This window comes from Agrobacterium sp. MS2 (genome assembly GCF_003261015.1).
Taxonomy (GTDB): Bacteria; Pseudomonadota; Alphaproteobacteria; order Rhizobiales; family Rhizobiaceae; genus Agrobacterium; species Agrobacterium pusense.
Map to the genome: position 1 here is coordinate 317,937 of NZ_QLNF01000084.1, position 25,318 is coordinate 343,254.

Annotated in this window: 26 protein-coding genes; 15 read left to right on the forward strand and 11 right to left on the reverse strand. The window is 58.4% G+C overall.

Annotated features, from left to right (window positions below; translation table 11 throughout):
• The first annotated feature begins 70 nt into the window (after positions 1–70).
• The 3 genes from dut to cysK all read left to right on the forward strand — a co-directional run bounded on the left by dut (position 71) and on the right by cysK (position 2,355).
• On the forward strand, positions 71–541 hold the full coding sequence (gene dut, locus DOU54_RS21660; RefSeq protein WP_004439510.1) for a dUTP diphosphatase: 471 nt from the start codon (positions 71–73) through the stop codon (positions 539–541).
• Positions 542–627: 86 nt separating this feature from the next.
• Positions 628–1,245: a LysE family translocator gene (locus tag DOU54_RS21665; RefSeq protein ID WP_006699689.1), complete on the forward strand. Its 618-nt coding sequence runs from the start codon at positions 628–630 to the stop codon at positions 1,243–1,245.
• Between the two features lie 141 nt (positions 1,246–1,386).
• On the forward strand, positions 1,387–2,355 hold the full coding sequence (gene cysK / locus DOU54_RS21670) for a cysteine synthase A (protein ID WP_006699690.1): 969 nt from the start codon (positions 1,387–1,389) through the stop codon (positions 2,353–2,355).
• Between the two features lie 201 nt (positions 2,356–2,556).
• Here the strand turns inward: cysK and DOU54_RS21675 are convergent, their stop codons facing one another.
• The 10 genes from DOU54_RS21675 to rsmI all read right to left on the reverse strand — a co-directional run bounded on the left by DOU54_RS21675 (position 2,557) and on the right by rsmI (position 12,385).
• Positions 2,557–4,089, reverse strand: a complete 1,533-nt coding sequence (locus DOU54_RS21675) for a YifB family Mg chelatase-like AAA ATPase (protein WP_113380883.1) — start codon at positions 4,087–4,089, stop codon at positions 2,557–2,559.
• Between the two features lie 183 nt (positions 4,090–4,272).
• On the reverse strand, positions 4,273–5,232 hold the full coding sequence (gene gshB / locus DOU54_RS21680) for a glutathione synthase (RefSeq protein WP_113380882.1): 960 nt from the start codon (positions 5,230–5,232) through the stop codon (positions 4,273–4,275).
• Between the two features lie 237 nt (positions 5,233–5,469).
• Positions 5,470–5,982 (reverse strand): cupin domain-containing protein, encoded by a 513-nt coding sequence (locus tag DOU54_RS21685; RefSeq protein ID WP_004439501.1) that lies wholly within the window; start codon positions 5,980–5,982, stop codon positions 5,470–5,472.
• Positions 5,983–6,092: 110 nt separating this feature from the next.
• Positions 6,093–7,193 carry a sn-glycerol-3-phosphate import ATP-binding protein UgpC gene (locus DOU54_RS21690; protein WP_022555486.1) on the reverse strand — a complete coding sequence of 367 codons (1,101 nt, stop codon included), beginning with the start codon at positions 7,191–7,193 and terminating at the stop codon, positions 6,093–6,095.
• 10 nt (positions 7,194–7,203) lie between these two features.
• Positions 7,204–8,046 carry a sn-glycerol-3-phosphate ABC transporter permease UgpE gene (gene ugpE / locus DOU54_RS21695; protein ID WP_035206675.1) on the reverse strand — a complete coding sequence of 281 codons (843 nt, stop codon included), beginning with the start codon at positions 8,044–8,046 and terminating at the stop codon, positions 7,204–7,206.
• Between the two features lie 11 nt (positions 8,047–8,057).
• A complete protein-coding gene (locus DOU54_RS21700; protein WP_193603440.1) occupies positions 8,058–9,026 on the reverse strand; it encodes an ABC transporter permease subunit in 969 nt (322 codons plus the stop codon).
• A gap of 82 nt (positions 9,027–9,108) precedes the next feature.
• Positions 9,109–10,407: an extracellular solute-binding protein gene (locus tag DOU54_RS21705; protein ID WP_022555483.1), complete on the reverse strand. Its 1,299-nt coding sequence runs from the start codon at positions 10,405–10,407 to the stop codon at positions 9,109–9,111.
• A 107-nt stretch (positions 10,408–10,514) separates the two neighbouring features.
• The gene (locus DOU54_RS21710) at positions 10,515–11,075 is read right to left on the reverse strand and encodes a sugar O-acetyltransferase (protein WP_072493861.1); all 561 of its coding nucleotides are present in this window, start codon (positions 11,073–11,075) and stop codon (positions 10,515–10,517) included.
• A gap of 10 nt (positions 11,076–11,085) precedes the next feature.
• The gene (locus DOU54_RS21715) at positions 11,086–11,454 is read right to left on the reverse strand and encodes a YraN family protein (protein WP_004439484.1); all 369 of its coding nucleotides are present in this window, start codon (positions 11,452–11,454) and stop codon (positions 11,086–11,088) included.
• Positions 11,444–12,385, reverse strand: coding sequence for a 16S rRNA (cytidine(1402)-2'-O)-methyltransferase (rsmI, locus tag DOU54_RS21720; protein ID WP_072493860.1), 942 nt, complete (start codon positions 12,383–12,385; stop codon positions 11,444–11,446). Before rsmI ends, DOU54_RS21715 begins: the two co-directional genes overlap by 11 nt.
• Positions 12,386–12,650: 265 nt before the next feature.
• Between rsmI and dnaN the strand changes: the two genes are divergently transcribed.
• The 6 genes from dnaN (at position 12,651) to DOU54_RS21750 (ending at position 17,368) form a co-directional block, all read left to right on the forward strand.
• Positions 12,651–13,769, forward strand: a complete 1,119-nt coding sequence (dnaN, locus tag DOU54_RS21725; protein WP_006699698.1) for a DNA polymerase III subunit beta — start codon at positions 12,651–12,653, stop codon at positions 13,767–13,769.
• 194 nt (positions 13,770–13,963) lie between these two features.
• Positions 13,964–14,557, forward strand: a complete 594-nt coding sequence (pmtA, locus tag DOU54_RS21730) for a phospholipid N-methyltransferase PmtA (RefSeq protein WP_006699699.1) — start codon at positions 13,964–13,966, stop codon at positions 14,555–14,557.
• Positions 14,558–14,650: 93 nt separating this feature from the next.
• Positions 14,651–15,247, forward strand: a complete 597-nt coding sequence (locus DOU54_RS21735; RefSeq protein WP_113380977.1) for a histidine phosphatase family protein — start codon at positions 14,651–14,653, stop codon at positions 15,245–15,247.
• 4 nt (positions 15,248–15,251) lie between these two features.
• On the forward strand, positions 15,252–15,959 hold the full coding sequence (gene pyrF / locus DOU54_RS21740; RefSeq protein ID WP_004439469.1) for an orotidine-5'-phosphate decarboxylase: 708 nt from the start codon (positions 15,252–15,254) through the stop codon (positions 15,957–15,959).
• Between the two features lie 20 nt (positions 15,960–15,979).
• Positions 15,980–16,267: a DUF1330 domain-containing protein gene (locus DOU54_RS21745; RefSeq protein WP_004439466.1), complete on the forward strand. Its 288-nt coding sequence runs from the start codon at positions 15,980–15,982 to the stop codon at positions 16,265–16,267.
• Between the two features lie 120 nt (positions 16,268–16,387).
• Complete coding sequence (locus DOU54_RS21750) at positions 16,388–17,368, forward strand: complex I NDUFA9 subunit family protein (protein WP_035206671.1); 981 nt, start codon at positions 16,388–16,390, stop codon at positions 17,366–17,368.
• Between the two features lie 580 nt (positions 17,369–17,948).
• On the opposite strand, the gene DOU54_RS21765 is transcribed toward DOU54_RS21750, so the two are convergent.
• A complete protein-coding gene (locus DOU54_RS21765) occupies positions 17,949–18,755 on the reverse strand; it encodes an undecaprenyl-diphosphate phosphatase (protein ID WP_037089424.1) in 807 nt (268 codons plus the stop codon).
• A gap of 159 nt (positions 18,756–18,914) precedes the next feature.
• Here DOU54_RS21765 and DOU54_RS21770 point away from each other — a divergent pair, with 159 nt between their 5' ends.
• The 6 genes from DOU54_RS21770 (at position 18,915) to DOU54_RS21795 (ending at position 25,290) form a co-directional block, all read left to right on the forward strand.
• Positions 18,915–19,607, forward strand: a complete 693-nt coding sequence (locus tag DOU54_RS21770) for a glutathione S-transferase family protein (RefSeq protein WP_006699702.1) — start codon at positions 18,915–18,917, stop codon at positions 19,605–19,607.
• A 78-nt stretch (positions 19,608–19,685) separates the two neighbouring features.
• Positions 19,686–20,837 (forward strand): tRNA epoxyqueuosine(34) reductase QueG, encoded by a 1,152-nt coding sequence (queG, locus tag DOU54_RS21775; RefSeq protein WP_113380976.1) that lies wholly within the window; start codon positions 19,686–19,688, stop codon positions 20,835–20,837.
• 3 nt (positions 20,838–20,840) lie between these two features.
• The gene (locus DOU54_RS21780) at positions 20,841–21,713 is read left to right on the forward strand and encodes an SDR family oxidoreductase (RefSeq protein WP_113380881.1); all 873 of its coding nucleotides are present in this window, start codon (positions 20,841–20,843) and stop codon (positions 21,711–21,713) included.
• A 428-nt stretch (positions 21,714–22,141) separates the two neighbouring features.
• Entirely contained in the window at positions 22,142–22,507 is a 366-nt protein-coding gene (locus tag DOU54_RS21785; RefSeq protein WP_113380880.1) for a septal ring lytic transglycosylase RlpA family protein, read from the forward strand.
• A 61-nt stretch (positions 22,508–22,568) separates the two neighbouring features.
• A complete protein-coding gene (locus DOU54_RS21790) occupies positions 22,569–23,858 on the forward strand; it encodes an RsmB/NOP family class I SAM-dependent RNA methyltransferase (protein WP_113380879.1) in 1,290 nt (429 codons plus the stop codon).
• Positions 23,859–24,012: 154 nt separating this feature from the next.
• Positions 24,013–25,290 carry an imelysin family protein gene (locus DOU54_RS21795; protein WP_004439448.1) on the forward strand — a complete coding sequence of 426 codons (1,278 nt, stop codon included), beginning with the start codon at positions 24,013–24,015 and terminating at the stop codon, positions 25,288–25,290.
• The last annotated feature ends 28 nt before the right edge of the window (positions 25,291–25,318 follow it).

Here is a 25,318-nt window from a genome sequence, read left to right on the forward strand (position 1 = left end):
GCGGGGTATCTAGCGTTTCAGGCCCGGTTTTGCAATTGACCTTGCCGCGATCTCGGCAAACTAATGCCGCATGACCGTTCAAAACAACAATCTGCCTCCTCTTCGTCTCGCCCGCCTCGCCCACGGCGCGGGCCTTGAACTCCCCTCTTACGAGACCGGCGGCGCCGCCGGCATGGACCTGCGTGCAGCTGTGTCCGTGGGTGAGCCGTTGACCCTAAAACCCGGTGAACGGGCGCTGGTGCCGACCGGCTTCGTGTTCGAAGTTCCCGCCGGATATGAGGCGCAAATCCGCCCCCGCTCCGGCCTTGCCATCAAGAACGGCATCACCTGCCTCAATTCCCCGGGCACGGTGGACAGCGATTATCGCGGCGAGGTGAAAGTCATCCTCGCCAATCTCGGTCAGGACGATTTCGTCGTCGAGCGCGGCATGCGCATTGCGCAGATGGTCATCGCGCCCGTGACGCAGGTGACTGTTGTCGAAGTGATGGAAACTTCGCAGACGGCGCGTGGCGTCGGCGGTTTCGGCTCTACCGGCGTTTAGCGACACCCCTGGTGCAGAGGAGCGGACTGATTGTCTTTGCCCGGCATTTTCGCTATGGATCTGGCGGATTTTCAGGGAACACGATCATGACGCTGACCACCCTATTCGCTTATGCCACCGCACTCTTCATCGCTGCCGCCATTCCCGGCCCCGGCATGACGGCAATCGTGGCGCGGGCGCTGGGTTCGGGTTTTCGGGAAACCTTTTTTATGGGTCTCGGGCTGGTGCTTGGCGACATGATCTATCTGACCGCTGTGATCCTGGGGCTGGCCTTCGTCGCGCAGACCTTTCAGGAGGCCTTCATGGTCCTGAAATTTGCAGGTGCGGCCTATCTTCTCTATATCGCCTGGAAGCTCTGGACCGCCGGTCTCTTGCCGCAGGACCTGAAGGCGAAGAAGAGCACCAGCATGTCCATGTCCTTCCTGTCCGGCCTGCTGATCACCCTCGGCAATCCAAAAACCATGCTTTTTTATGTGGCGCTGGTGCCGACGCTGATCGACATCCGCATGATCGGCCCTTCGGAATATGCAACGCTTCTTGCCATCACCTTTGTCGTGCTTATGGCGGTTCTCCTGCCTTACATCCTGCTTGCGGCCAAAGCGCGCAACCTCCTGAAAAGACCGAGCGCCCTGACAATTCTCAACCGCACCGCGGCGGGTATTCTGGCCGGAACCGCGACGATGATTGCCATCCGCAGCACGTAAAACAAATTCGTGCATTTCAGCAATCTGACGTGAAATTATTCCCGCAATTCACGGATATTAGGACGAACGTTCGCTAGCTTGCGGAGGTTATTGCTCCTATTCTGCCGCTCAAATCTTGCGGTCTTTACACAGGAGAGCATCATGCCGGAAGCCAGAAAGCCCGGACGCGGACGCGTCTATTCCTCGATTACGGAAACAATCGGCGATACACCGATCGTGCGGCTCGACAAGCTGGCGAAGGAAAAAGGCGTGAAGGCCAACCTTCTTGCCAAGCTCGAATTTTTCAATCCCATCGCTTCGGTGAAGGACCGCATCGGCGTCGCCATGATTGAAGCTCTGGAAGCCCAGGGCAAGATTACGCCCGGAAAGACGACGCTGGTGGAACCGACCTCCGGTAATACGGGGATTGCGCTCGCCTTCGCTGCCGCCGCGAAAGGCTACAAGCTGATCCTGACCATGCCTGAAACCATGTCGGTCGAGCGTCGGAAAATGCTGGCTCTCCTGGGCGCGGAACTGGTGCTGACCGAAGGCCCGAAGGGCATGAAGGGCGCCATCGCCAAAGCGCAGGAACTGGCAGAAACCCTGCCTGACGCCATCATTCCGCAGCAGTTTGAAAACCCCGCCAATCCGGAGATCCACCGCAAGACGACGGCTGAAGAAATCTGGAACGACACCGAAGGCACGGTTGATATTCTGGTCTCGGGTATCGGCACCGGCGGCACGATCACAGGCACGGGTCAGGTTCTGAAATCCCGCAAGCCCGAGGTGAAGGTGATTGCGGTGGAGCCCGCCGACAGCCCCGTTCTTTCCGGTGGCAACCCCGGCCCCCACAAAATTCAGGGCATCGGCGCCGGTTTTGCCCCCGCCATTCTCGACACCGGCATTTATGACGAGATCGTCACCGTCACCAATGATGAGGCTTTCGAAACCGCACGTCTGGCGGCGAGGCTGGAAGGCGTGCCCGTTGGCATCTCCTCGGGTGCGGCGCTGGCGGCGGCAATCAAGGTCGGTGCGCGTGAGGAAAATGCCGGCAAGAACATTGTCATCATCATTCCCTCCTTCGCGGAACGTTATCTTTCGACAGCACTTTTCGAAGGGCTTGGGCTCTAGCCCCTTCTCGGCACCCAGTTGCGGAAGAGCGAATATTTGACGTGCCGCCGGTTTGCCGGCGGCACTTCCGTTTCAAGGCCCCCTCATTCGGCCCATCACCTACCGAGCTGTCCAAACAGCATTTTACCCGTCATTCCCGGAACCACCTGATTGACCGGCAGGCATAAGCGTCCTTCCCAGACAAAGTGCCCGTAGCTGGTTTTACGCCGCGGGGGTTAGCCTTTCGCCGGCGATACGATAGGACACTGCTTCGGCAATATGGATACGCCCAACCGTTTGTCTGCCATCCAGATCCGCCAGGGTGCGGGCCACCTTGAGAATGCGATGGTAACCGCGCGCGGAAAACTTCATGCGCTCCGCCGCATCACGGAGCAATTGCAGCCCGGACTGGTCCGGTTCGGCGTATTTTTCGATCATTGCTGTCGTGCAGCGGGCGTTGGTGCGGATGGCAGGGAAGCCCGCTGCCGCATAACGTTCCTGCTGAGCAAGGCGCGCTTCGGCGACGCGCGCCGCGACCACGGCGCTCGGTTCGGCCGTCACGGGCCGAATGAGATCGGCGGCGGAAACGGCGGGAACGTCGATACGGATGTCGATGCGATCGAGCAGCGGGCCAGAAATGCGAGCCTGATAGTCTGCCACACAACGTGGGCCTCTGGCACAGGTAAACCCCGGCTCTCCCGCCATACCGCAACGGCAGGGATTCATTGCCGCGACAAGCTGGATTTGCGCGGGATAGCTGACACGGTGATTGGCTCGCGCAATAATGCATTCGCCGGTTTCGAGCGGCTGACGCAGGGCATCCAGCACCTGCGGCGAAAATTCCGGGAACTCATCCAGAAAAAGAACGCCATGGTGAGCAAGCGAAGCCTCGCCCGGTTTGGCCCGCAGCCCGCCGCCGATCAGGGCCGCCATGGTGGCGGAATGATGCGGCGTGCGGAAGGGCCTGCGATCCGAAAGCTTGCCACCCGACAATTGGCCGGCAATGGAATGGACCATGGACACTTCCAGCAGTTCTGCCGCCTCCAGCGGCGGCAGGATCGAAGGCAAGCGGGCGGCGAGCATGGATTTTCCCGAGCCGGGCGGGCCGACCATCAGCAGATTATGGCCGCCGGCGGCTGCCACCTCCAGCGCCCGCCGGGCGCTCTCCTGCCCCTTTATGTCAGCTAAATCAGGCAGATTGACCGGATTGGCGCGAATGGCGGGCGTCGGGCGCGAGAGGATCTGCGTGCCACGAAAGTGATTAGCGAGCGCAATCAGGCTGCGCGGGGCGAGAATATCGATCCCGGCTCCGGCCCATGCCGCCTCCGGGCCGCTATCAGCCGGGCAAATCAGTCCCTTGCCAAGCGCATTGGCCCCGATCGCGGCCGGAAGCGCGCCCGCAACCAAGCCGATAGTACCATCGAGATTGAGTTCGCCAAGGACCACGTAACGCCCCAGCGCTTCGGCCGGTATGGCTCCCAGGGCGGCCATGAGGCCAAGGGCAATGGGAAGATCGAAATGCGATCCTTCCTTCGGCAGATCGGCAGGGGCAAGATTGACCGTGACCTTCTTTGCCGGCAGCGCCAAGCCTGAGGCATGTAATGCCGCCTGCACGCGCTCCCGGCTTTCGGCGACGGCTTTATCCGGCAGACCGACAATCTGGATGCCGACCCTTCCCGGTGCGACCATGACCTGCACCTCAACAGGCACACCCTCTATGCCCTGAAATGCCACCGTATTGACCCGTGCCACCATGGCCTGCCCCCGCAAACCGTCGCGCTTTCAGAGCCTTATGCCCCATCCACGACCATTGCCAAGCAACGTGACACAGCTCAAAGAATAAAACAAGAACATCCAGCGAACAATTTATCGCATCCGCTGTATTTTAGTTGTATCGAGTTGTATAGCCGGAACAAACCGAGAGCGATTTATGTCTCGTCAAAAATCCTGAGCTTCGCGCTTTTTCTCGATGGCGTCCCACAGCAGGCTCGCCACATCGGCGCCGCCGAATTTCCGCACCTCTCGAATGCCGGTCGGCGAGGTGACGTTGATTTCGGTAAGGTAATCGCCAATGACATCAATTCCAACGAACAGGAAACCACGCTCGCGCAGGGCGGGGCCGATACGGCGGCAGATTTCCTTTTCGCGCTCGGTCAGTTCCGTAGGCTCAGGGCGGCCGCCAGCGTGCATGTTGGAACGGGCATCGTTTTCCGCTGGAACGCGGTTGATCGCACCCACCGGCTCTCCATCCACCAGCAGGATGCGTTTATCGCCCTTGCGGACGTCGGGCAGATATTCCTGAGCAATGTAAGGTTCGCGGAACATCTGACCGAACATTTCCAGCAGCGAGGAGAAATTGCGGTCGTCCCGCGCTGAATGGAAGACGCCCGCACCGCCATTGCCATAAAGCGGCTTGAGAATGATATCGCCCATTTCGTTACGGAAGCGCGCGATTTCCGCGACATCCTTCGTGATCAGCGTCTTCGGCATGAGATCCGCGAATTCAGTGACGAAGATCTTCTCCGGCGAATTGCGCACCCAGGCGGGATCATTGACCACCAGGGTCTTCGGATGAATGCGCTCCAGCAGATGGGTGGAGGTAATATAGGCCATGTCGAATGGTGGATCCTGACGCAGATGGATGACATCCATCGTGGAAAGATCGACGCGCTCCGGTTCGGAAAGCGAGAAATGGTCACCCTTGATGTCGCGCAGTTCCATCTGCTCGACGGTCGCGTAAATCTTGCCGTCGCGCATGGAAAGGCGGTCGGGCGTGTAATGGAACAGCCGATATCCGCGCGCCTGCGCTTCAAGGCTCATGGCGAAGGTGGAATCACCGCCGATGTTGATGCCGGAGACATGATCCATCTGGATCGCGACGTTCTTGATCTTCGCCATGCGCATGTTCCTCTCGCAGCATACGGACGCCTGCGATCCGCCATGCCGTGTCTCATCTTTCAAGCGTTCCGGCAGGACCGGAAGAGACCCGGAAATGCTTCAGAAAACTTGAAAGATGTAGGGCAGCGACCATTCAAACGCAACTGCTGCGAGCCGTGGTTTCTGTGAGTTTTATTGATCCTTCATAATTCCTGCGGCGAAGTCACACCCGCGCCCGCCAACGGCATGGGCGACGGCTCAGGCTGCCAGCTTGTAGGAGCGACCGGCGAACAGCTTGTTCTTGACGCGATAGGCAAATGCCAGCGCCGTGGGGAACGGACGACGCATGAAGGCAACCTTGCGCACATAATGATCAACACGCCAGGTGGCCCATGTTCCGGCCCTGAAATAAGCGACGTCACCGACCCGCAGGATGCTGACCGAGCCGTCCTCGGCCGTCACATGCACCTCGCCTTCCAGAATATAGACGGTCTCATCCCAGCCGAAGAACCAGCGGAATTCGCCTGCAGTGCAATCCCACATGGCAGTGCTTGAGGCACGGTCGCCGCTTCGGGAATGATCCGCAGCACGTGCCTGCGGGTTGCCGGCAATGATCCATTCAGGATTGATAGGCGCCGGCTGAAGCCGCAGATCGGTGCAGGATGCGCTGACCACGGCATCGTCTTTTTTCCGACGCAGATAGGCCGGCAATATCGGCACCGTACGGATAGCCATGGTTGCGGCCGCCGCGAACATCATTTTGAACGACATATGAGAAAACCCCCGTGAAATATCGGAGGCCTTTTATCATCGGGATCGTAACAAACCAGTTTTGACAATCGGCGCAATTTTAGCCATCGCGCCGATTTCAGGTGACGCAATCAGGCCGTCGCCAGTTGAGCGTCCTGCGCCACCGTCTGTTCCGCTCTGCTGGCGATACGCTTGCCAGTTTCGCTGGCGAAGAAGTGCAGTTTTTCCGGAGCAATCGTCACCGAAAGCGCGGACGGAACCTCGACATCAGGCGGAAAGGCCACGGTCAGGCTCTGATCGCCGATCATGCCGTGTATAAGGCGTTGCGAACCCAGCTCCTCAATATAATCCACGCGAAGTGCGAAACCCTGGGCGTCAGCAGCAGCGAGACGAAAATCTTCCGCCCGCATTCCAACAGTCACCGGGCCGGACGTGGGGGCGAAGCCATTGAGCGCAAACAGCGACGGCCCGATGGCAAGGCTATCGCCGTGCAATTCGGCGCTGAGAAGATTCATGGCCGGAGAGCCGATGAAACTTGCGACGAAGGTTGAGGCAGGCGTGTGATAGACATCCAGCGGTGCACCGATCTGCTCGATACGGCCGCCATTCAGCACGACGAGACGGTCGGCCAGCGTCATGGCTTCCAACTGGTCATGGGTAACGTAGATCGATGTCGTGCCGAGACGTTTTTGCAGCCGCTTGATTTCGCCGCGCATGGAAACACGCAACTTGGCATCGAGATTGGACAGGGGTTCGTCGAACAGGAAGGCAGCAGGCTTGCGAACGATCGCACGCCCCATGGCGACGCGCTGACGCTGACCACCGGAAAGGGCGCGTGGCTTGCGGTCCAGATAGGGTTCGAGTTGCAGCATACGCGCCGCTTCAGCCACACGGGCGTCAATTTCCGCCTTGGGTGTCCTGCGGTTCTTCAGCCCGTACTCCAGGTTCTCGCGTACCGACATATGCGGGTAAAGCGCGTAGTTCTGGAAGACCATGGCGATATCGCGGTCGGCCGGATCGGTCTGGTTGACCACCCGGTCGCCGATCTTCACCGTGCCTTCTGAAATATCCTCAAGCCCGGCGACCATACGCAAAAGCGTGGACTTGCCGCAGCCGGAGGGACCGACGAGAACGATGAACTCGCCGTCCTTGATGTCGATATCGACATGATGCACGGCGCGCACGCCGCCATGATAATCCTTGCAGACCTGACTGATTTCTATCGCGGCCATTTCGGTCTCCTTATTTATCGCTCTCGGTCAGGCCCTTGATGAACCAGCGCTGGAAAATAACGACGATCAGCACGGGTGGCAGCATGGCCAGCACGGCGAGCGCGAAAGCTTCGTTGTAATCGGGGATTTGCGAACCGACCCAGACCTGCAGGATCGACTTGATGCCACGCATCAGGGTGAAGAAACTCTCATCCGTCGTCATCAGCATGGGCCAGAGATACTGATTCCAGCCATAGACGAACATGATGATGAAGATTGCCGCCATCATCGTGCGCGACAGCGGAATGAGAACGTCGATGAAAAATTTCACTGGCCCCGCACCATCGATACGGGCAGCCTCCAGCAGCTCTTCAGGCACGGATTTGAAGAACTGCCGGAAATAGAAGGTGCCCGTCGCCGAAGCGAGAAGCGGCACGATCAGACCGGTATAGGAGTTCAACAGTCCGAGTTTGCTCATTACCTCGTAGGACGGCATGATGCGCACTTCGAGCGGCAGAAGCAGCGTGGTGAAAATGATCCAGAAGGCGAGCGTCGCAAAACGGAAGCGGAAATAGACGATCGCATAGGCCGCCGTCATCGACAGGACAATTTTGCCGACGGCAAAGCCGATGCCGAGGATCAGCGAATTCAACACCATGTTCAGGCCTGTAACCTGTCCGGTGAAACCACCCTTCTGGGTAAGGACCTTCTCATAGGTTTCGATGAAATTGTCGCCGGGAATGATCGCAAGGCCGCTGCGGTGAATTTCAGCCGCCGTGTGGGTGGACGTCATGAAGGCCACGACAACAGGCAGGATTAGAAACAATGCGCCAATGATCAGCACCAGATGATCGAGGGGTTTGGTCTTGTACATCGTCTTTTCCCTCAATTGTAATGGATGCGCTTCTCGATGAAGCGGAACTGGATGATGGTGAGGACGAAAACGACCAGCATGAGGATGACGGACTGGGCCGAGGAACCGCCGATGTCATTGCCGCGGAAACCGTCGAGGAACACCTTGTAGACCAGCGTGATCGGGTTGTTCGCGGCCTTATCCTTCACCATCACGTCGATGACACCGAACGTATCGAACAACGAATAGGTGATGTTGATGATGAGCAGGAAGAAGGCCGTGGGCGCCAGGAGCGGCATGATGACGGTCCAGAACCGGCGGAAGCCCGAACGGCAATCGATGGAGGCGGCTTCCCGCACGGAGACCGGAACGCCCTGGAGACCGGAGAGGAAGAAGATGAAGTTGTAAGGAATCTGCTTCCAGACCGCGACAACGATCATGGCAAAGGCCGTATCGAAATAATTGAGGCCGACCTTCATGTCCCAACCGAGAAACGCGGCCATCTTCACGAAGGGGCCGATATGCTGGTCGAAAAACATCATGCCGATAAGGCCGGCGACTGGCGGCGCAATGGCGTAAACGGAAATCAGCAGCGTCTTGTATGTCGAACTGCCGCGAATGACCGCATCCGCCTTGACGGCGAGCAGCAGGCCGAGCGCCAGCGAAAAGAAGGTGACGAGCACGGTGAAGACTACCGTGAATTTCGCGATGCTGAGATATTCGGGGCTGAAGATCGCATCCGAATAATTGGCGAGTCCAACGAAGGAAGCGCCGAACCCGAACGGGTCTTCGATATAGAAAGACGAATGGATGGCCTGAACGGATGGCCAATAGAAGAAGATGAAAATCACCGCAAGCTGCGGTGCCAGAAACAGATAGGGCACAAAGGACGAAGAGAACTGCACGCGCTTCATGCCGGCTTCTGCGGGCTTGGCGGGTTTTCCAGCCTTTGCGGACCGACCGGAGAAAAACCGGCGCGGTTGAGACGATGTATAGGCCACGCTTGCGCCTCCTTATCCAGAAGTGAGCCTCCCTTCCGTCAGAAAGGAGGCTCGACAAGATCAACGGTTTCGAAGAGATCGATCAGCCGGCCGTCTTGGCGAAGCGGGCCAGAAGGTCGTTGCCTTCCTTCTCGATGATTTCGAAAGCAGCCTTCGGCGTGACTTCGCCGGAGAAGATGCGGTTATATTCGCGTTCCATCACGGCGCGGATCTGCGGGTAGAAGCCGAGGCGATAACCCTTGGACCAGTCGCCACCCTGCAGTGACAGCTGCTGGATGCCGACTTCGGCGACCGGCTTTTCCTTGTAGTAGCCTTCAGCCTTGGCCTTTTCATAAGCGGCCTTGGTGATGGCGACGTAACCGGTTGCCTTGTGATAGAAGACCTGGATTTCCGGCGAGGTCAGGAACTGGAAGAAGTCGGCCACGCATTTGTTTTCGGCTTCGGACTTGCCCGACATTGCAAAGAGGGCGGCGCCGCCGATGAAGGAGTTGGTACCCGCGCCCTTGATGGAGCCCCAGTAAGGGAGGAAAGTTGCCGAGAATGGCATTGTGGCCGTCTTCTGAAGGCCGCCGAAGGAACCCGACGAACCGATCCAGAGTGCTACCTTACCTTCTTCGAAGGGCTTCTGGTTGTCGTTCCAGCCGGCGCCATAATAGGCAAACAGGCCCTTGTCCTTCCAGTCCTTCAGCTTCTCGAACATCATGACGAGGTTCGGGTCGGTGACCTTGAGCTTGGTGTCGGTGACGCTGTCGTAACCATTGTTGTTCGTGGCGAACTGGATGTTGTTACGCGAGAAGAAGTTCTCCGTGAACTGCCAGGTCAGCTGCGACTGGACGAGCGGAATATAGCCGGCTTCCTTCAGCTTCGGCGCGACCTTTTCAAAGTCTTCCCAGGTCTTCGGAGCTTCGACGCCGGCCTTCTTCAGGGCCTCGTCGTTGATGTACATGATGGGAGCGGAGGAATTGAACGGCATGCCGACGAACTTGCCGTCAGCGGCAGCGTAGAAGTAGCGCACGCCGTTGATAAAGGCGTCGCGATCGAACTTGTAACCGGCCTTGGTGATCAGGTCTTCGGCAGGAATCACCGCGCCCTTGGCGTTGATGATGGTGGCAGCACCTGCATCGAAAACCTGAAGAATGTTCGGCTGTTCGCCCGAACGGAAAGCTGCGATGCCGCTGGCGAGAGCTTCTTCATAGGAGCCCTTGGAAACCGGCGTCAGCGCGCATTCTTTCTGGGCTTCGTTGAATTTCTGGGCGACTTCGTTGATGACTTCGCCGTTACGGCCGCCCATGCCATGCCACCAGGTGATGTTGGTCGCAGCCATGGAAGAGGTCGCGGAGATGCTGACAGCCACAGCGGCCATGGAAATCTTCTTGAACATATCAAATCCTCTCCACCATTTATTGGGGTGAGGATGCGAATAGAGAGGTTCAATGACGCCTCTTTGACAGTTCCATGTCAGATTTATTACAGCGGCGGATGAAAATCTCAGTCGGATATGCGTTTCAGGGGCCGCGCCGGGTTCCCGACCACCGTCACGCCAGCAGCGACGTCGCGTGTGACGACCGAACCGGCACCGACAATCGCACCGTCACCCACTGTCACGCCCGCAAGCAGAATCGCTCCGCCGCCGATCCAAACGTCGCGACCGATTGCCACGGGTTTTGCGATTTCAATGCCTTGGGCACGCGGCACCGGGTCGAGATGGTGTTCCGCACAGTAAATCTGCACCGCAGGCCCCAGCATCGCGCCGTCGCCTATCGTTACCTTAGCGGAATCGAGAATGGTGCAGCCCGCGTTGAGATATACATTCTTTCCCAGCGCGATATTAAAGCCGTAAGCGCAATGAAACGGCGCTTCGAGAAACGCGCCTTCCCCGACAGAATTAAACAGCGCGCGCAGCAGCGGTGCAATTGCCCCGCGCTCATCCGGCGGCATCGTATTGTGCTGGTGGACGGCCCCTCGTGCGCGCCGGCGCAATATATCCAGCTCGCCATCCATGCAGCTGTACCATTCGCCCGCGGCCATTTTTTCACGCTCGGTGGACATCGTCTCCCCTTCAAAAGGCATCGATAAAATGCTGCGGCAGACCTCGCGGCAGAATGGCGACGATATCGAAGCGCAGTGAAAGCCGCCCGGCATCGCCGTGGCGGGCCAGCCACAGGTCCGCAGCCGCCCGGATGCGTTGCTGCGAATGAAAGCCGACGGCATCGATCGCGCTGATGCCGGACGGCCGGGCCTTGACCTCCACAAACGCGACGACGTCCGCCTTGCGGGCGACAAGGTCAATCTCCCCCAGCCGGGTGCGATAACGAATGGCGAGAATGCGATATCCCTTCAGCAGCAGAAAAAGTGCCGCCCAATATTCCGCAGCATGACCACGCCGCTCGGCTTTTCGCCTTTTATCGTTTCGCCAGTTAGCGGCCATCCGCTTCCTTCATGTCCAGCAGCCTTTGATAAAGCTCCTTGCGCGGCAGGCCCGTCAGCTTCGCGGCTTCGCCTGCAGCCCTTGCGGCGGGCATGGTGGCGACCAGATCCTTCAGCAGCTTCTCGACATCCTCGATATCGGGAATCTCGTCATAGGAAGGCGGCTCCACCAGAAGCACGATCTCGCCCTTCACTACACGGTCACCGTCATAGTAATCCGCAAGCTCACCGAGCGTGCCGCGGCGGAATTCCTCGAACGTCTTGGTCAGCTCGCGGCAGACCACGGCACGGCGCTCACGCCCGAGCACTTCCGATGCGACCTTGATGGAAGCGCTGATGCGGTGCGGTGATTCAAAAAAAATGAGGGTCGCGGGGATTTTCGCCAGTTCGGCAAAACGGTCGCGCTTGCCGCGGTCCTTTACCGGCAGGAAACCCGCAAACAGGAAGGCGTCACTTGGCATGCCCGAACCGACCAGCGCGGCTAACGGCGCCGAGGCGCCCGGCACCGGCACGACGCGATGCCCGGCCTCGAGTGCAAGCTGGCCAAGCCGGTAACCGGGATCGGAAACAAGCGGCGTTCCCGCATCCGACACCAGCGCCACGGATTTTCCTGCTTCCAGCGCCGCGATGAGCTTTGGCCCCACTTCGTTCGAATTGTGCTCGTGATACGCAAACGGACGGGTACGGATACCGTAACGCTCGAGCAGGATGCGCGTGACGCGGGTATCCTCGCAGGCGAGAACATCAGCAGAAGCCAGCGTCTCCAGCGCGCGAATGGTGATGTCGCCCAGATTGCCGATGGGGGTAGCGACGAGATAAAGCGCGCACTCCAGCGGACGCGCGGGAATTGTGGCCGCCCCGATCCTGAATTCCTTCACCGCCTGCCTGGCGTCAATCTTCGATGTTTCTTCCGTCACACGGCTTCCAATCATTCTTGCCGATCATTTCCGGCCGGTCGCTCCAGTTATTCCTCTTTATGGGCAATTGAAAACCGGCGAACAAGGGCAACGGACGGCGCCAGCCTGTGGATCATGCTGTATAGCAGCAAAATGACCCGCGGCAGACGAACTCGGCTCTTGCATTCTCCGCAATAACTCTGCCATTTTGCCCGTCCACATTATCCGGCATTTGCCGGTGAAGACTCTTCTTGCCGATCCGGCGGTGGCCGGTTCGCAACGGTTGAAAGCGGTAGTGTCCATGCGTATTACTCTTGAGCGGTCGAACCTTCTGAAATCGCTGAACCACGTCCACCGGGTCGTCGAGCGTCGCAACACGATCCCGATCCTGTCGAACGTTCTGCTGCGCGCTTCCGGCGCCAATCTTGACATGAAGGCGACCGACCTCGATCTCGAAATCACCGAAGCGACCCCGGCCATGGTGGAGCAGGCGGGCGCCACCACCGTGCCGGCACACCTGCTCTATGAAATCGTGCGCAAGCTGCCGGATGGTTCCGAGGTGCTTTTGGCGACCAATCCGGACGGTTCCTCCATGACCGTTGCGTCCGGCCGCTCGAAATTCTCGCTGCAATGCCTGCCCGAGGCGGATTTCCCTGACCTGACCGCCGGCACCTTCAGCCACACCTTCAAGCTGAAGGCGACCGATCTGAAGATGTTGATCGACCGCACGCAATTCGCGATTTCGACTGAAGAGACACGTTATTACCTGAACGGCATTTTCTTCCACACCATCGAAAGCAATGGCGAGCTGAAGCTGCGCGCCGTTGCCACCGATGGTCACCGTCTGGCACGCGCCGATGTGGACGCGCCGTCCGGTTCCGAAGGCATGCCTGGCATCATCATTCCGCGCAAGACTGTCGGCGAATTGCAGAAGCTGATGGACAACCCCGAGCTTGAAGTCACCGTCGAAGTCTCGGATGCGAAAATCCGCCTGACCATCGGCTCGGTCGTTCTGACCTCGAAGCTGATCGATGGGACTTTCCCGGATTACCAGCGCGTGATCCCCACCGGCAACGACAAGGAAATGCGGGTCGACTGCCAGTCTTTCGCCCAGGCTGTCGATCGCGTTTCGACCATTTCGTCCGAACGTGGCCGCGCCGTGAAACTCGCCCTCACCAATGGACAGCTCACTCTTACCGTCAACAATCCCGATTCGGGCAGCGCGACGGAAGAAGTTGCCGTCGGCTATGACAATGATTCGATGGAAATCGGCTTCAACGCGAAATATCTGCTCGACATCACCTCACAGCTTTCCGGTGACGACGCGATTTTCCTTCTGGCAGATGCAGGGTCGCCGACGCTGGTTCGTGACACCGCCGGCGACGATGCCCTGTATGTTTTGATGCCGATGCGCGTGTGAGTACGCTGATTTCTTTCCATTTTAGTCAAAACGCCGGTGGATCGCTCCGCCGGCGTTTTTTGATTCGATTATCGCCACCTTGGGCCCAGAGGTGAATTTTCCCAGCTACGACATTTTGCCTTGTTTTTGCGTCAAATGGGATCAACATTGCGTAACAGTTTTTTGACAATGACCAAATGCATTTGAGGGGAATTATGGCACTTAACCTGAAGCAACGCCTTGAACAGAAATTCGAGGAAGAAATCCGCTTTTTCAAGGGCATGGTCAGCCAGCCGAAAAAAGTCGGCGCCATCGTACCGACATCAGCCATCACAGCGAAAAAGATGGCGAGTGTCATCAATCCCCATTCCGGCCTGCCGGTTCTTGAACTCGGCCCAGGAACGGGTGTCATCACCAAGGCCATCCTGGCGCGCGGCATCAAGCCGGAGAACCTGACCGCCATCGAATATTCGACCGATTTCTATAATCAGCTGCTCAAAAGCTATCCTGGCGTCAACTTCGTCAATGGGGATGCCTTCGATCTTGATGCAACGCTCGGCGAACACGGGCATCAGATGTTCGACAGTGTCATTTCAGCCGTGCCGATGCTGAATTTTCCGATGGCCGCCCGCATCAAGCTTCTCGACGAATTGCTGAAGCGCGTGCCGCATGGCCGCCCCGTGGTGCAGATATCCTATGGCCCGATCTCGCCGATCGTCGCACAGCCGCATCTTTACCACATTCGTCATTTCGATTTCATCGTGCGCAATATTCCGCCGGCGCAACTATGGACCTATACTCGGGCCTGACGTCCGGCAGATCGAGAAAATCCGTCATTTCCCGGTCGTAGCGCATGGTTAGGGTGTCGATGCCCTTCCATGGCCTTTTGGGGACCGATTGCCGTGCATGCACTCTACATTACCCACCCCCAGGTCAGAATAGATCCGGCTGTTCCCGTTCCTCAATGGGGGCTTTCGGAAAGAGGTGCCGAGCGGTCGCGAGAGGCAGGCCGCCTGCCTTGGGCGCTGGCATTGCGCCATATCGTTTGCAGCGCCGAGACGAAGGCGATTGAAACCACCCGTATCCTTGCCGAGACATCCGGAGCGGAGATAGAAATCGTCGAGGAGATGCATGAAAACGACCGGTCCTCCACCGGTTTCCTGACGCCACCGGAATTCGAGAAGGCGGCGGACTGGTTCTTCGCTCACCCGCAGGAAAGTTTTCGCGGCTGGGAGCGGGCAATCGATGCGCAGGCGCGGATTGTCAATGCCGTCAGAGCTATTCTTGACCGGCACGATACACAGCGGCCTATCGCCTTTGTCGGCCATGGCGGTGTGGGGACACTTCTGAAATGCCATATAGAAGGCCGCCGCATCAGCCGCGGCGAGGACCAGCCACCCGGCGGCGGCAATCTCTTTCGCTTCTCCATCGCCGACTTTTCACTTGCAGCCGCCTCCCCCGCATGCGACTGGACGGCAATGGAAACATGGCAGGGATAAGACAATGACCGCGCGCGAAAAACTCATCGTCGGGCTCGATGTTCCGACTGTGCAGCAGGCCGAAGACATCGTTTCAAAAATCGGCGACGAGGTTCTTTTCTACAAGATCGGTTATCAGCTCGTCTTCGCCGGCGGTCTGGAATTCGCGCGCGACCTTGTCCAAAGCGGTAAGAAGGTCTTCCTCGACATGAAGCTGCTCGATATCGACAACACCGTCGCCTCCGGTGTCGAAAACATCGCCCGGATGGGCATGTCGATGCTGACGCTTCATGCATATCCTAAAGCCATGCGTGCTGCCGTCAAGGCAGCGGAAGGTTCCGGCCTCTGCCTGCTCGGTGTCACGGTGCTGACGTCGATGGATGACAGCGATCTGGCCGAAGCCGGTTACGCCGCGGATGCCCGTTCGCTGGTGCTGCGCCGCGCGGAACAGGCGCGCGAGGCGGGCATGGGCGGCATCGTCTGCTCGGCGGAAGAATCGACCGCCGTGCGCGAAATCCTCGGCCCCGATCTTGCCGTCGTTACCCCTGGCATTCGCCCCGCGGGCGCCGATCTCGGCGATCAGAAACGGGTGATGACGCCTTACGACGCCATCAAGGCTGGTTCGAGCCACCTGGTCGTCGCCCGACCGATCGTCAGGGCGGAAGATCCCAAAGCGGCGGCCCGCGCCATTCTCGATGACATGCTGCGCGCCAGCTTTCCAGCCAATCAATAATGACGACGGGAGGAGATGAAATGGCAAAGGGATATTGGATCGCCCGCGTCGATGTTCGCGATAGCGAGCGTTACAAGGACTACGTCTCAACGGCAAAACCCGCCTTCGAGCGGTTCGGTGCGAATTTCCTCGCTCGTGGCGGTGCTTTGACCGAGCTTGAGGGCAAGGCACGGGCGCGCAACGTCGTCATCGAGTTTCCTTCGGTGCAACACGCCATCGATTGCTATAATTCCCCCGAATACCAGGCAGCCGCCAAAATCCGCCAGGAAGTCGCGGATGCGGAAATGGTGATCGTCGAGGGAATTTGACGGTCGTCAACCCTATGTCCCAAACCCGCCTCTCCCCGGCGAGAACATCTCTTCCCGTGCGCGCGGCTTTGGGCTAAGAGACTGAAAAACGCTTTATCGACAGCTTCTGAGGAGCCTCCCATGACCTTGGCCAACCTTCCCCCCCTCGTCACCGTATTCGGCGGTTCGGGTTTTGTCGGGCGGCATGTGGTGAGACTGCTCGCCAAGCGCGGTTATCGCATTCGTGTCGCCGTGCGCCGACCCGATCTCGCCGGCTTTTTGCAGCCGCTTGGCAATGTCGGCCAGATTTCCTTTGCGCAGGCCAACCTGCGTTACCGCGATTCCATCGTAAAAGCCGTGGAAGATGCGGATCATGTGGTCAATTGCGTCGGCATCCTGACCGAAAGTGGCCGCAACACCTTTGACGCCGTGCAGGAATTCGGCGCGAAAGCCATCGCCGAGGCCGCCCGCGATGCCGGCGCCACGCTGACGCATATTTCCGCCATCGGCGCGGAAGCCGGTTCATCCACGGGTTACGGCCGCACCAAGGGCCGCGCCGAAGCTGCTATCCATTCCGTTCTGCCCGCCGCCGTTATCCTGCGTCCTTCGATCATCTTCGGACCGGAAGATGATTTCTTCAACAAGTTCGCGAAGATGGCCCGCGGCATGCCCTTCCTGCCGTTGATCGGTGGCGGAAAAACCAGGTTCCAGCCGGTTTATGTCGAGGATGTCGCGGAGGCCGTCGCCCGTAGCGTTGACGGCAAGCTGAAACCCGGCGCCATCTATGAGCTCGGCGGCCAGGATGTAATGACGTTCCGCGACTGTCTTGAGGCCGTTCTTGCCGCTACCTATCGCGAACGTCCGTTCGTCAATCTGCCTTTCGGCGTTGCCTCAATGATCGGCAAGGTTGCTTCGATGGTGCCGCTGATCACGCCACCGCTGACATCCGATCAGGTGACCATGCTGAAAAAGGACAACGTCGTTTCCGCCGAGGCGGAAAAGAACGGCCTGACGCTGGAAGGCATCGGCATTACGCCCGTTCGTGTTGCGTCTGTTCTGCCGTCCTACATGGTGCAATATCGCCCGCACGGCCAGTTCTCGAATGCGGGCAAGGCGGCCTGAGTTCTGTCGCCATGCGGCACCTACTTGAAAGGCGGGACTTGTTCCCGCTTTTTTTTGTGCATTCTTCATCGCAACCAAACCGCTTTCGGTGCATTTCTCCTTCGATAACGGGAAGGAGACGACATCAATATCGGGGCTGGCGAGCCGCTGGAAAAGGTTAACGGCGGAAAGGTCTCCGCAGGCAAGCGTGGCACAAGCGCAACTGTGGAAAAGACTTCGCATTAACCCGGTATTCAACAAGCTGCTTTATTGATATTCGCCACATTCCAAACATATCCCGAACTCTCAATTCACACACGGCGGCACGATCCGCGCGAACGAACGTCTGAAAGGCAATCATAAAATGGGCAGATCTATCGCACTCTTTTTTGCGTGTGCGGCTTTGGTGGTTCTGGCGGGTTCATTCATGGCACCGGGCACGGTTGCAGCGGGCAAGAGCGGTTGTGCTCCGGCTTATGGCGTGGACCCCTGTGCGACGGCTTCGATCAGCACCAACTGACCAGCCTTTAGAAGTTTAAAAAAAAAGCGCCGCCGGTTTTCCGGGGCGCTTTTTCTTTTTCAGTCCATATAAATTAAAGCCTCAGCCCAGGACCAGAAGCGCGATAAGTCCCAGCGACCCGATGGCGATGCGCCACCAGGCGAAGGGCGCGAAGCCCCGTCGCGAGACGAAATCCAGGAGCGAGCGAACGACAAAAAGACCCGAGACGAAAGCGGCGATGAAGCCGACGGCGATCAGAGCGCCGTCATCGAAACTCAGGGCATCGCGGTTCTTGTAAAGATCGAGCGTGAACGCGCCGAGCATGGTCGGCATCGCCAGGAAGAACGAAAATTCGGCGGCGGAGCGCTTGTCCGTGCCCATCAGCAACGAGCCGACGATCGTGGCACCGGAACGCGATGTGCCGGGAATCATCGCGAGGCACTGGAAGAGGCCGATCTTGAATGCAAGCGACGGCGGATAATCCATGATGTCGGTATATTTCGGATTCAGCGGCATGCGGTCGACGGCAAGCAAAATGACCCCGCCGATGATCAGCACCACGCAGATGAGCATGGGCGTTTCAAACAGCACAGTCTTGATGAAGTCATGCGCCAAGGCGCCGATGATGGCCGCCGGCAGGAAGGCGAGAGCGACGGCCAGCACGAAGCGGCGCGCTTTCGCGCTTGTCGGCAGAGCGAGCGCAATCGATACAAGCTTTTGGAAATAAACAAGAAGTATCGCAAGAATCGCACCGAGCTGGATGAGAACCGCAAAGGTGTTGCCGGGTGATTTGAAGCCGAGGAAGTGCCCGGCCAGCAGCACATGCGCCGTTGAGGAAACGGGAATGAACTCCGTCAGACCCTCGATGATACCCAGCAGAAGCGCGCTGATGATCGATTGGTCACCCATGGGGAATCCTTCTTTTCAGGGGGGAAGTGGCAATGGAAGGCAATTGCGTTAAACTTGTTTTAAAGTAGCCAAGCTCTTATAGCGTCTTGATGAAGCGAAACTGAAAAAGTTTTCCGGCAGATGCCGATCATGACAACCAATCGTAAAAATTGAGTACCGATGCCAACTCTCTATCACTCTCCGATGTCGACCGCATCCCGGTTCGTTCGTCTGATCCTTGCGGAATACGGGTTCCAGACCGATCTCGTGGAGGAGCAACCGTGGGAAAGACGGCGGGAGTTTCTGGCGCTCAATCCGGCCGGCACCCTGCCGGTCTATCTCGACGACAATATGCGCTCCCTCAGCGGGCCTTACGTGCTTGCGGAATTTCTCGATGAAACCCATGGGGTTTTGAAGCGTGACAGGCGTCTTCTGGCGGAAGACCCGTTTCAGCGGGCGGAAATTCGCCGCCTGACGGAATGGTTTCTGCAGAAGATGGAAAATGACGTGACCCGGCCGCTGGTACGGGAGCGTGTTTACAAATTGCAGATGACGACCGCGCAAGGCGGCGGCCCGCCGGATTCCAAATTGCTGCGCACAGCCCGCAACAATATCCGCCAGCACATAAAGTATCTGGAATGGCTGGCCGGTTCGCGCACATGGCTGGCGGGTGATCGGCTGAGCTATGCCGATCTTGCCGCCGCAGCCGCGGTTTCGGTTCTGGATTATCTCGGCGAGATCAACTGGCTCGAGGCACCCATCGCCAAGGAATGGTACCAGCGGGTGAAATCCCGTCCGTCCTTCCGGCCGTTCCTGAGCGAGCGTATTCCACGCCTCGCCCCCTCCTCCCATTATGCCGATCTGGACTTTTAAGTTCAGCCTTTCGGTTGTTTGCTGCGGCCCGGGACTGCGCCTATATATGACGCGCAACAACCCGCAGGAGAGACTACCATCGACGTTGCCGACGAGAAGCAGCGGATACGCGCGCGCAAACTGACGGATTTCATTCGTCACGAAGCCCTTTCGCTTGGCTTCGATCTATGTCGCGTCACAGCGCCGGACGGCATTCCGCTCGCACCGGAACGGCTGAGAGAATTTCTCGGCAAAGGTTATCACGGCACGATGGCGTGGATGGAAGAAACCGAGGCCCGGCGGGCGGAGCCGAAAACGCTGTGGAGCGATGTACGCTCCATCGTCATGTTCGGCCTCAATTATGGTCCCGACGAAGACCCGCGCAATCTGCTCTCGAAACCGGACAAGGCAGCCATTTCGGTCTATGCCCGCAATCGCGATTACCACGACGTCATCAAGGGGCGGCTGAAGGAAATCGCCACGCGCTTCGCCGCACGCGCCGGCGAGGATGTGAAGGTCTTCGTCGACACCGCCCCGGTGATGGAAAAACCGCTCGCCGCCGCCGCCGGTCTTGGCTGGCAGGGCAAACACACGAACCTCGTCAGCCGCAGCCATGGTTCCTGGCTGTTCCTCGGCAGCATGTTCACCACCGCTGATCTCTGTCTCGATGAGGCCGAGAAGGATCATTGCGGCTCCTGCCGGGCCTGTCTTGATGCCTGTCCAACGGCGGCCTTTCCCGCCCCCTATCAACTCGACGCCCGTCGCTGCATCTCCTATCTCACCATCGAGCACAAGGGGCCAATTCCGCATGAGTTTCGGCCGATGATGGGCAATCGCATCTACGGCTGTGACGATTGCCTCGCCGCCTGCCCATGGAACAAGTTCGCGGCCAGCGCCTCGGAAATGAAATTGCAGGCGCGCGAGGATCTGAAAGAACCGTCCATCGATTTCCTCCTGACATTGGATGATGCTGCCTTCCGCAGCTTTTTCAGTGGCTCTCCCGTCAAACGCATCGGCCGTAGCCGATTTATCCGCAATGTGCTGATTGCGGCCGGCAACTCCGGAAACCGGCAGTTCGTGGAACGATGCAAGGCTCTTGCCGAAATGGACCCTTCGCCGGAGGTACGCGGCATGGCCGCGTGGGCTTTATCGCGGCTTATGGACAGGCAGGAATTCCGTACATACTCTGCCACGCGCGCACCGGAGACTGATCCGGAGGCGGAAATGGAATGGCAATTGGCAGAGGCGTGAACCATGCATGTGATGATTTTTGGCGCGGGTTATTCGGGGAAAGCCATTGCCAACGCGCTGAAATCCCAAGCAGCAGGGATCTCCGGCACCACGCGCAGTCAGGACAAATTCTCTGGCCTCGCCAGCGCACAGATGACGCCCTTGCTCTTTGACGGCGTCCAGCTCAATGATGAGCTCGTCGCTGCAATGGACAATGTCACGCATCTCATACAATCCGTCGCGCCGGGCAAGGATGGCGATCCTCTCCTTCCGCTTCTGGGCGGCGACTTGAAAAAGCTCCTGCCCAATCTGGCATGGATCGCTTACCTTTCCACCGTGGGTGTTTATGGCGACCACGGCGGCGCTTGGGTGGACGAGACAACACCCTGCCGCCCCGTTTCCCCACGTTCTGTGGAGCGGGTAGCGGCTGAGGCCGCATGGACTGAAGCGGCCCGCGACGCCGACGCGCCGCTTTCCATCCTGCGTCTATCCGGAATTTATGGCCCGGGGCGCAATGCCTTCATGAATTTCGAGAAGGGAACGGCGCGGCGGCTGGTGAAGAAGGACCAGGTATTCAATCGCATCCGCGTGGAGGATATCGGCGCGGCGGTTGCCTTCCTGGCACAAAAACACGAAGGCGGCATCTTCAACGTGACCGATGATGAACCCTGCCCCCCGCAGGATGTGGTAAGCTTCGCCGCAGCGCTGATGGGAGTGGAACCACCACCCGAACAGGCCTTTGAAACTGCCGATCTAACACCGATGGCGCGCTCTTTTTATGGCGAGAACAAGCGCGTTTCCAACGCCAGAATTCGCGATCTGGGCTTCGATTTTCGCTTCCCGGAGTACAGGGTCTCGCTTCGACAATTATGGGAAAACGGCCTCTGGCGATGCTGAAAAATGCCATCTCCAAAAGCGATGAAAAATCCTTCCAATCCCGCTTTTGCGGATGGTTTTCGTCTTATTTCAGCCAATTAGGATTTTATTAACCAAGCCGAAATGACTAAAATCGTAGTCATTAGAAAAATATTTCACTCACATTTCGTGAAGTGGATTCACGAAGCCGTGACTTGCAACAGCATTCCCATTGAGCATTGATTCTGCGTTATTTTTTCCGCTTCTTCAAACGGGCGCGGCAATGGCAGCTTCCGGCCGATGATCACGAATGTTACAGTCTGTAACAGTTCGTGATTTGAGATCAGCTTTTTTTCGCCATTTTTCCCTCGCCCTACAATCTCGCATCAAAAGGCGTTCAGGCCAGTTCATGGCCGTTTAGCAAGGGCACAATCAATCGGCGCGGGGCCGATTTTCAGGGAAGCACTGTTTTGAATATCCGTCGTATAACTTTCACCGCTGCAACTATCGCCGCCTGTTCCATCATCACGCCTCTTCAGGCGAATGCGGCAAATGGTTGTGGAGGCGCATCGTGGTATGCGTTGACCTCCAAGACTGCTTCTGGCGAGCGTATGAACGCCGCCAACCTGACCGCCGCTCACCGCTCCCTGCGGTTCGGCACCAAGGTCAAGGTTACCAACGCGCGCAACGGCAAGGCCGTTGTCGTTCGCATCAATGACCGCGGGCCATTTATCAAGGGTCGCGTTCTCGATCTTTCCAAGGCTGCGGCCAAAAACATCGGCATGATCAACTCCGGCACTGCCAAGGTCTGCTACGAGGTCGTCAAAGCCGATTGAGCCTTGCCCTCGCCGCCATTCGCGTCTACCAACCGGACTTATCAGGAAAACGAGGTAGACAATGCGATTAGGCGGGCGTTTGGCCGGAGCAATCGAAGTATTGGCGGATATTGAGGGACGCAGACGTCCCGTCGCCGATGCTCTGAAGGACTGGGGCCTTGCCCATCGTTTCGCCGGGTCGGGCGACAGGGCCGCGATCGGCAACATCGTCTATGATGCGTTGCGCATGAAACTGTCGCACGCCTGGCTGATGGATGACGACAGCGCCACCTCACTCGGCTACGCTGTTCTGTTGCGTCAATGGGGCAAGAGCTTCACGGAACTGGCAGCGGAATTCGATGGTGACAAATTCGCGCCTGCCGCACCGGACGCTGAAAGACAGCAGGCATTTCTCTCCCGTTCCCTTGCCGAGGCGCCGGCCCATGTTCAGGGCGACATTCCCGATTGGGTGCAATCTTCCTTCGAGACCGCATTCGGGGAGCGCTGGCTGACTGAGGCTCAGGCGCTCAATGAGCGCCCTACTCTCGATCTGCGTGCCAACACCTTGAAGGCGACCCGTGAAAAGGTTTTGAAGGTTCTTGAGGAAAGCGGCGCGGAGGCCACGCACATCGCCCGTCAGGGTGTTCGCATTGCCGCAGGCGAAGGCCCATCCCGCCTGCCGAACGTCACCGCCGAACTCTCCTTTCAGAAGGGCTGGTTCGAAGTGCAGGACGAGGGGTCGCAGATCGTCGCCGATCTCGCCGGCGCGCATGAGGGTGATCAGATCCTCGATTATTGCGCAGGCGGCGGCGGCAAGACGCTGGCCATGGCTGCCAGCATGACCAACAAGGGTCAGGTCCACGCCTTCGACGCCGACCGCAAGCGCCTCGCGCCGATCATCGAACGGCTGAAGCGGGCTGGCACGCGTAATGTGCAGGTTCATGACCGTCCATCGGGCCTCACGCCGTTTCAGGAAAAATTCGACCGCGTTCTCGTCGATGCCCCCTGCACCGGAACCGGAACATGGCGGCGGCGCCCCGACACCAAATGGCGGCTGACCGCGCGCAATCTGGAAGAGCGCGTGCAACAGCAGGGCGAGGCACTTTCGCAGGCCAAGGGATTCGTGCGCCCGGGCGGAGAGCTGCTCTATGTAACCTGTTCGGTGCTTCCCGAAGAAAACGAACAGCAGGTCCGTCGTTTCTGCGAGCAAAATCCAGATTTTGCCATTGGTTCGGCGTTGGAGCGGTGGCAAACGACTTTCGGCAGCAATGCCAGCAAACCACATTCTTCCGACGGCAAGACAGTGACGCTCACGCCTGCAACCACAGATACGGACGGTTTCTTCTTCTGCCTGATGAAACGCAGAGCATAAAAGCATTTTGCATCCAGGGATTTTACCTGGGAAATACAGCACGGGCTTGTTTCAAAGCATTCTAAACTAGAATGTTTGACACAAGTTTGTGATTGGGTCAGAACTCGCTTGCCGCAGCGTGAAGTTATTTCATGCCTGCTCAAGGAGAGGGATCATGATCCGCAAAACCATTCTCAGCGCTTCTTTCGCGCTTCTTGCCGCATCGGCGGCTTTCATCGCGGTTCCTGCAAAGGCTGCCACCGACGCGGCCGCTGTTGTCAAGCACTATGCTGATGTCGCACATGCGAAATACGAGGATTCGCTGATCACAGCGAAGGCGCTGGATAAGGCCGTCGACGCATTGATCGCCACACCGAGCGAAGAATCGCTAAAGGCCGCGCGGGAAGCCTGGATCAAGGCACGTGTTCCCTATCAACAGTCGGAAGTCTATCGTTTCGGCAACCCGATCGTTGACGATTGGGAAGGCAAGGTGAACGCCTGGCCGCTGGACGAAGGCCTGATCGACTACGTCGACGGTGCCTATGGTACGGAAAGCGACGAAAACGAGCTTTATGTTGCGAATATCATCGCCAACCCGAAGATCAAGATCAGTGGTGAAGAGGTCGACGCCTCCAAGATCACCCCGGAACTCATCGAAAGCCTGCACGAGGCGGGCGATGTCGAAGCCAATGTGACGACCGGTTACCACGCCATCGAATTCCTGCTCTGGGGCCAGGATCTGAACGGCACCGGGCCGGGCGCAGGCAACCGCCCTTACACCGATTACGACAAGGCGAAATGCACGAACGGCAATTGCGATCGCCGTGCCGATTATCTGAAATCCGCCTCCACCCTGCTGATCAAGGATCTGCAGGAGATGGTCGACGCCTGGGCGCCGGAAGGCGAAGCAACCAAAACGCTGGAAGGCGATCCGAAGGCAGGCCTCACCGCCATTCTCACCGGCATGGGCTCGCTCTCCTATGGTGAATTGGCCGGCGAACGCATGAAACTTGGCCTTTTGCTGCACGATCCGGAAGAGGAGCATGATTGCTTCTCCGACAATACCTATAATTCGCATCTCAACGACGCGATCGGCATCGCCTCGGCCTATACCGGCGACTATACCCGTGTGGACGGAACGAAGATGACTGGCGCGTCGCTCTCGGAACTGGTCGGCGCCAAAGACAAGGCGTTGAACGACGAGATGCTGGCGAAGCTGGACAAGACGCTCAATGCCATGCACGCGATGGAAAAGCGCGCTCAGACGGTTGAGGCCTACGATCAGATGATTGGCGAGGGCAACAAGGAAGGCAACGCCGTGGTTCAGGCCGCCATCGATGGCCTCCTCGACCAGACGAAGTCGGTCGAACGCGTCATTGCTGCACTCGATCTCGGCAAGATTGACCTCGAAGGATCCGACAGCCTCGATAATCCGAACGCCGTTTTCAAATAAACGGCAAAAACTGGCCGCAGGGAGACTG

What these genes read in the sequence shown, in the direction of transcription:
- dut (WP_004439510.1), top strand. Translation starts at nt 71, where the DNA reads ATGACCGTTCAAAACAACAATCTGCCTCCTCTTCGTCTCGCCCGCCTC.
- DOU54_RS21665 (WP_006699689.1), top strand. Translation starts at nt 628, where the DNA reads ATGACGCTGACCACCCTATTCGCTTATGCCACCGCACTCTTCATCGCT.
- cysK (WP_006699690.1), top strand. Translation starts at nt 1,387, where the DNA reads ATGCCGGAAGCCAGAAAGCCCGGACGCGGACGCGTCTATTCCTCGATT.
- DOU54_RS21675 (WP_113380883.1), bottom strand. Translation starts at nt 4,089, where the DNA reads ATGGTGGCACGGGTCAATACGGTGGCATTTCAGGGCATAGAGGGTGTG.
- gshB (WP_113380882.1), bottom strand. Translation starts at nt 5,232, where the DNA reads ATGGCGAAGATCAAGAACGTCGCGATCCAGATGGATCATGTCTCCGGC.
- DOU54_RS21685 (WP_004439501.1), bottom strand. Translation starts at nt 5,982, where the DNA reads ATGTCGTTCAAAATGATGTTCGCGGCGGCCGCAACCATGGCTATCCGT.
- DOU54_RS21690 (WP_022555486.1), bottom strand. Translation starts at nt 7,193, where the DNA reads ATGGCCGCGATAGAAATCAGTCAGGTCTGCAAGGATTATCATGGCGGC.
- ugpE (WP_035206675.1), bottom strand. Translation starts at nt 8,046, where the DNA reads ATGTACAAGACCAAACCCCTCGATCATCTGGTGCTGATCATTGGCGCA.
- DOU54_RS21705 (WP_022555483.1), bottom strand. Translation starts at nt 10,407, where the DNA reads ATGTTCAAGAAGATTTCCATGGCCGCTGTGGCTGTCAGCATCTCCGCG.
- DOU54_RS21710 (WP_072493861.1), bottom strand. Translation starts at nt 11,075, where the DNA reads ATGTCCACCGAGCGTGAAAAAATGGCCGCGGGCGAATGGTACAGCTGC.
- DOU54_RS21715 (WP_004439484.1), bottom strand. Translation starts at nt 11,454, where the DNA reads ATGGCCGCTAACTGGCGAAACGATAAAAGGCGAAAAGCCGAGCGGCGT.
- rsmI (WP_072493860.1), bottom strand. Translation starts at nt 12,385, where the DNA reads ATGATTGGAAGCCGTGTGACGGAAGAAACATCGAAGATTGACGCCAGG.
- dnaN (WP_006699698.1), top strand. Translation starts at nt 12,651, where the DNA reads ATGCGTATTACTCTTGAGCGGTCGAACCTTCTGAAATCGCTGAACCAC.
- pmtA (WP_006699699.1), top strand. Translation starts at nt 13,964, where the DNA reads ATGGCACTTAACCTGAAGCAACGCCTTGAACAGAAATTCGAGGAAGAA.
- pyrF (WP_004439469.1), top strand. Translation starts at nt 15,252, where the DNA reads ATGACCGCGCGCGAAAAACTCATCGTCGGGCTCGATGTTCCGACTGTG.
- DOU54_RS21745 (WP_004439466.1), top strand. Translation starts at nt 15,980, where the DNA reads ATGGCAAAGGGATATTGGATCGCCCGCGTCGATGTTCGCGATAGCGAG.
- DOU54_RS21750 (WP_035206671.1), top strand. Translation starts at nt 16,388, where the DNA reads ATGACCTTGGCCAACCTTCCCCCCCTCGTCACCGTATTCGGCGGTTCG.
- DOU54_RS21765 (WP_037089424.1), bottom strand. Translation starts at nt 18,755, where the DNA reads ATGGGTGACCAATCGATCATCAGCGCGCTTCTGCTGGGTATCATCGAG.
- DOU54_RS21770 (WP_006699702.1), top strand. Translation starts at nt 18,915, where the DNA reads ATGCCAACTCTCTATCACTCTCCGATGTCGACCGCATCCCGGTTCGTT.
- DOU54_RS21780 (WP_113380881.1), top strand. Translation starts at nt 20,841, where the DNA reads ATGCATGTGATGATTTTTGGCGCGGGTTATTCGGGGAAAGCCATTGCC.
- DOU54_RS21790 (WP_113380879.1), top strand. Translation starts at nt 22,569, where the DNA reads ATGCGATTAGGCGGGCGTTTGGCCGGAGCAATCGAAGTATTGGCGGAT.
- DOU54_RS21795 (WP_004439448.1), top strand. Translation starts at nt 24,013, where the DNA reads ATGATCCGCAAAACCATTCTCAGCGCTTCTTTCGCGCTTCTTGCCGCA.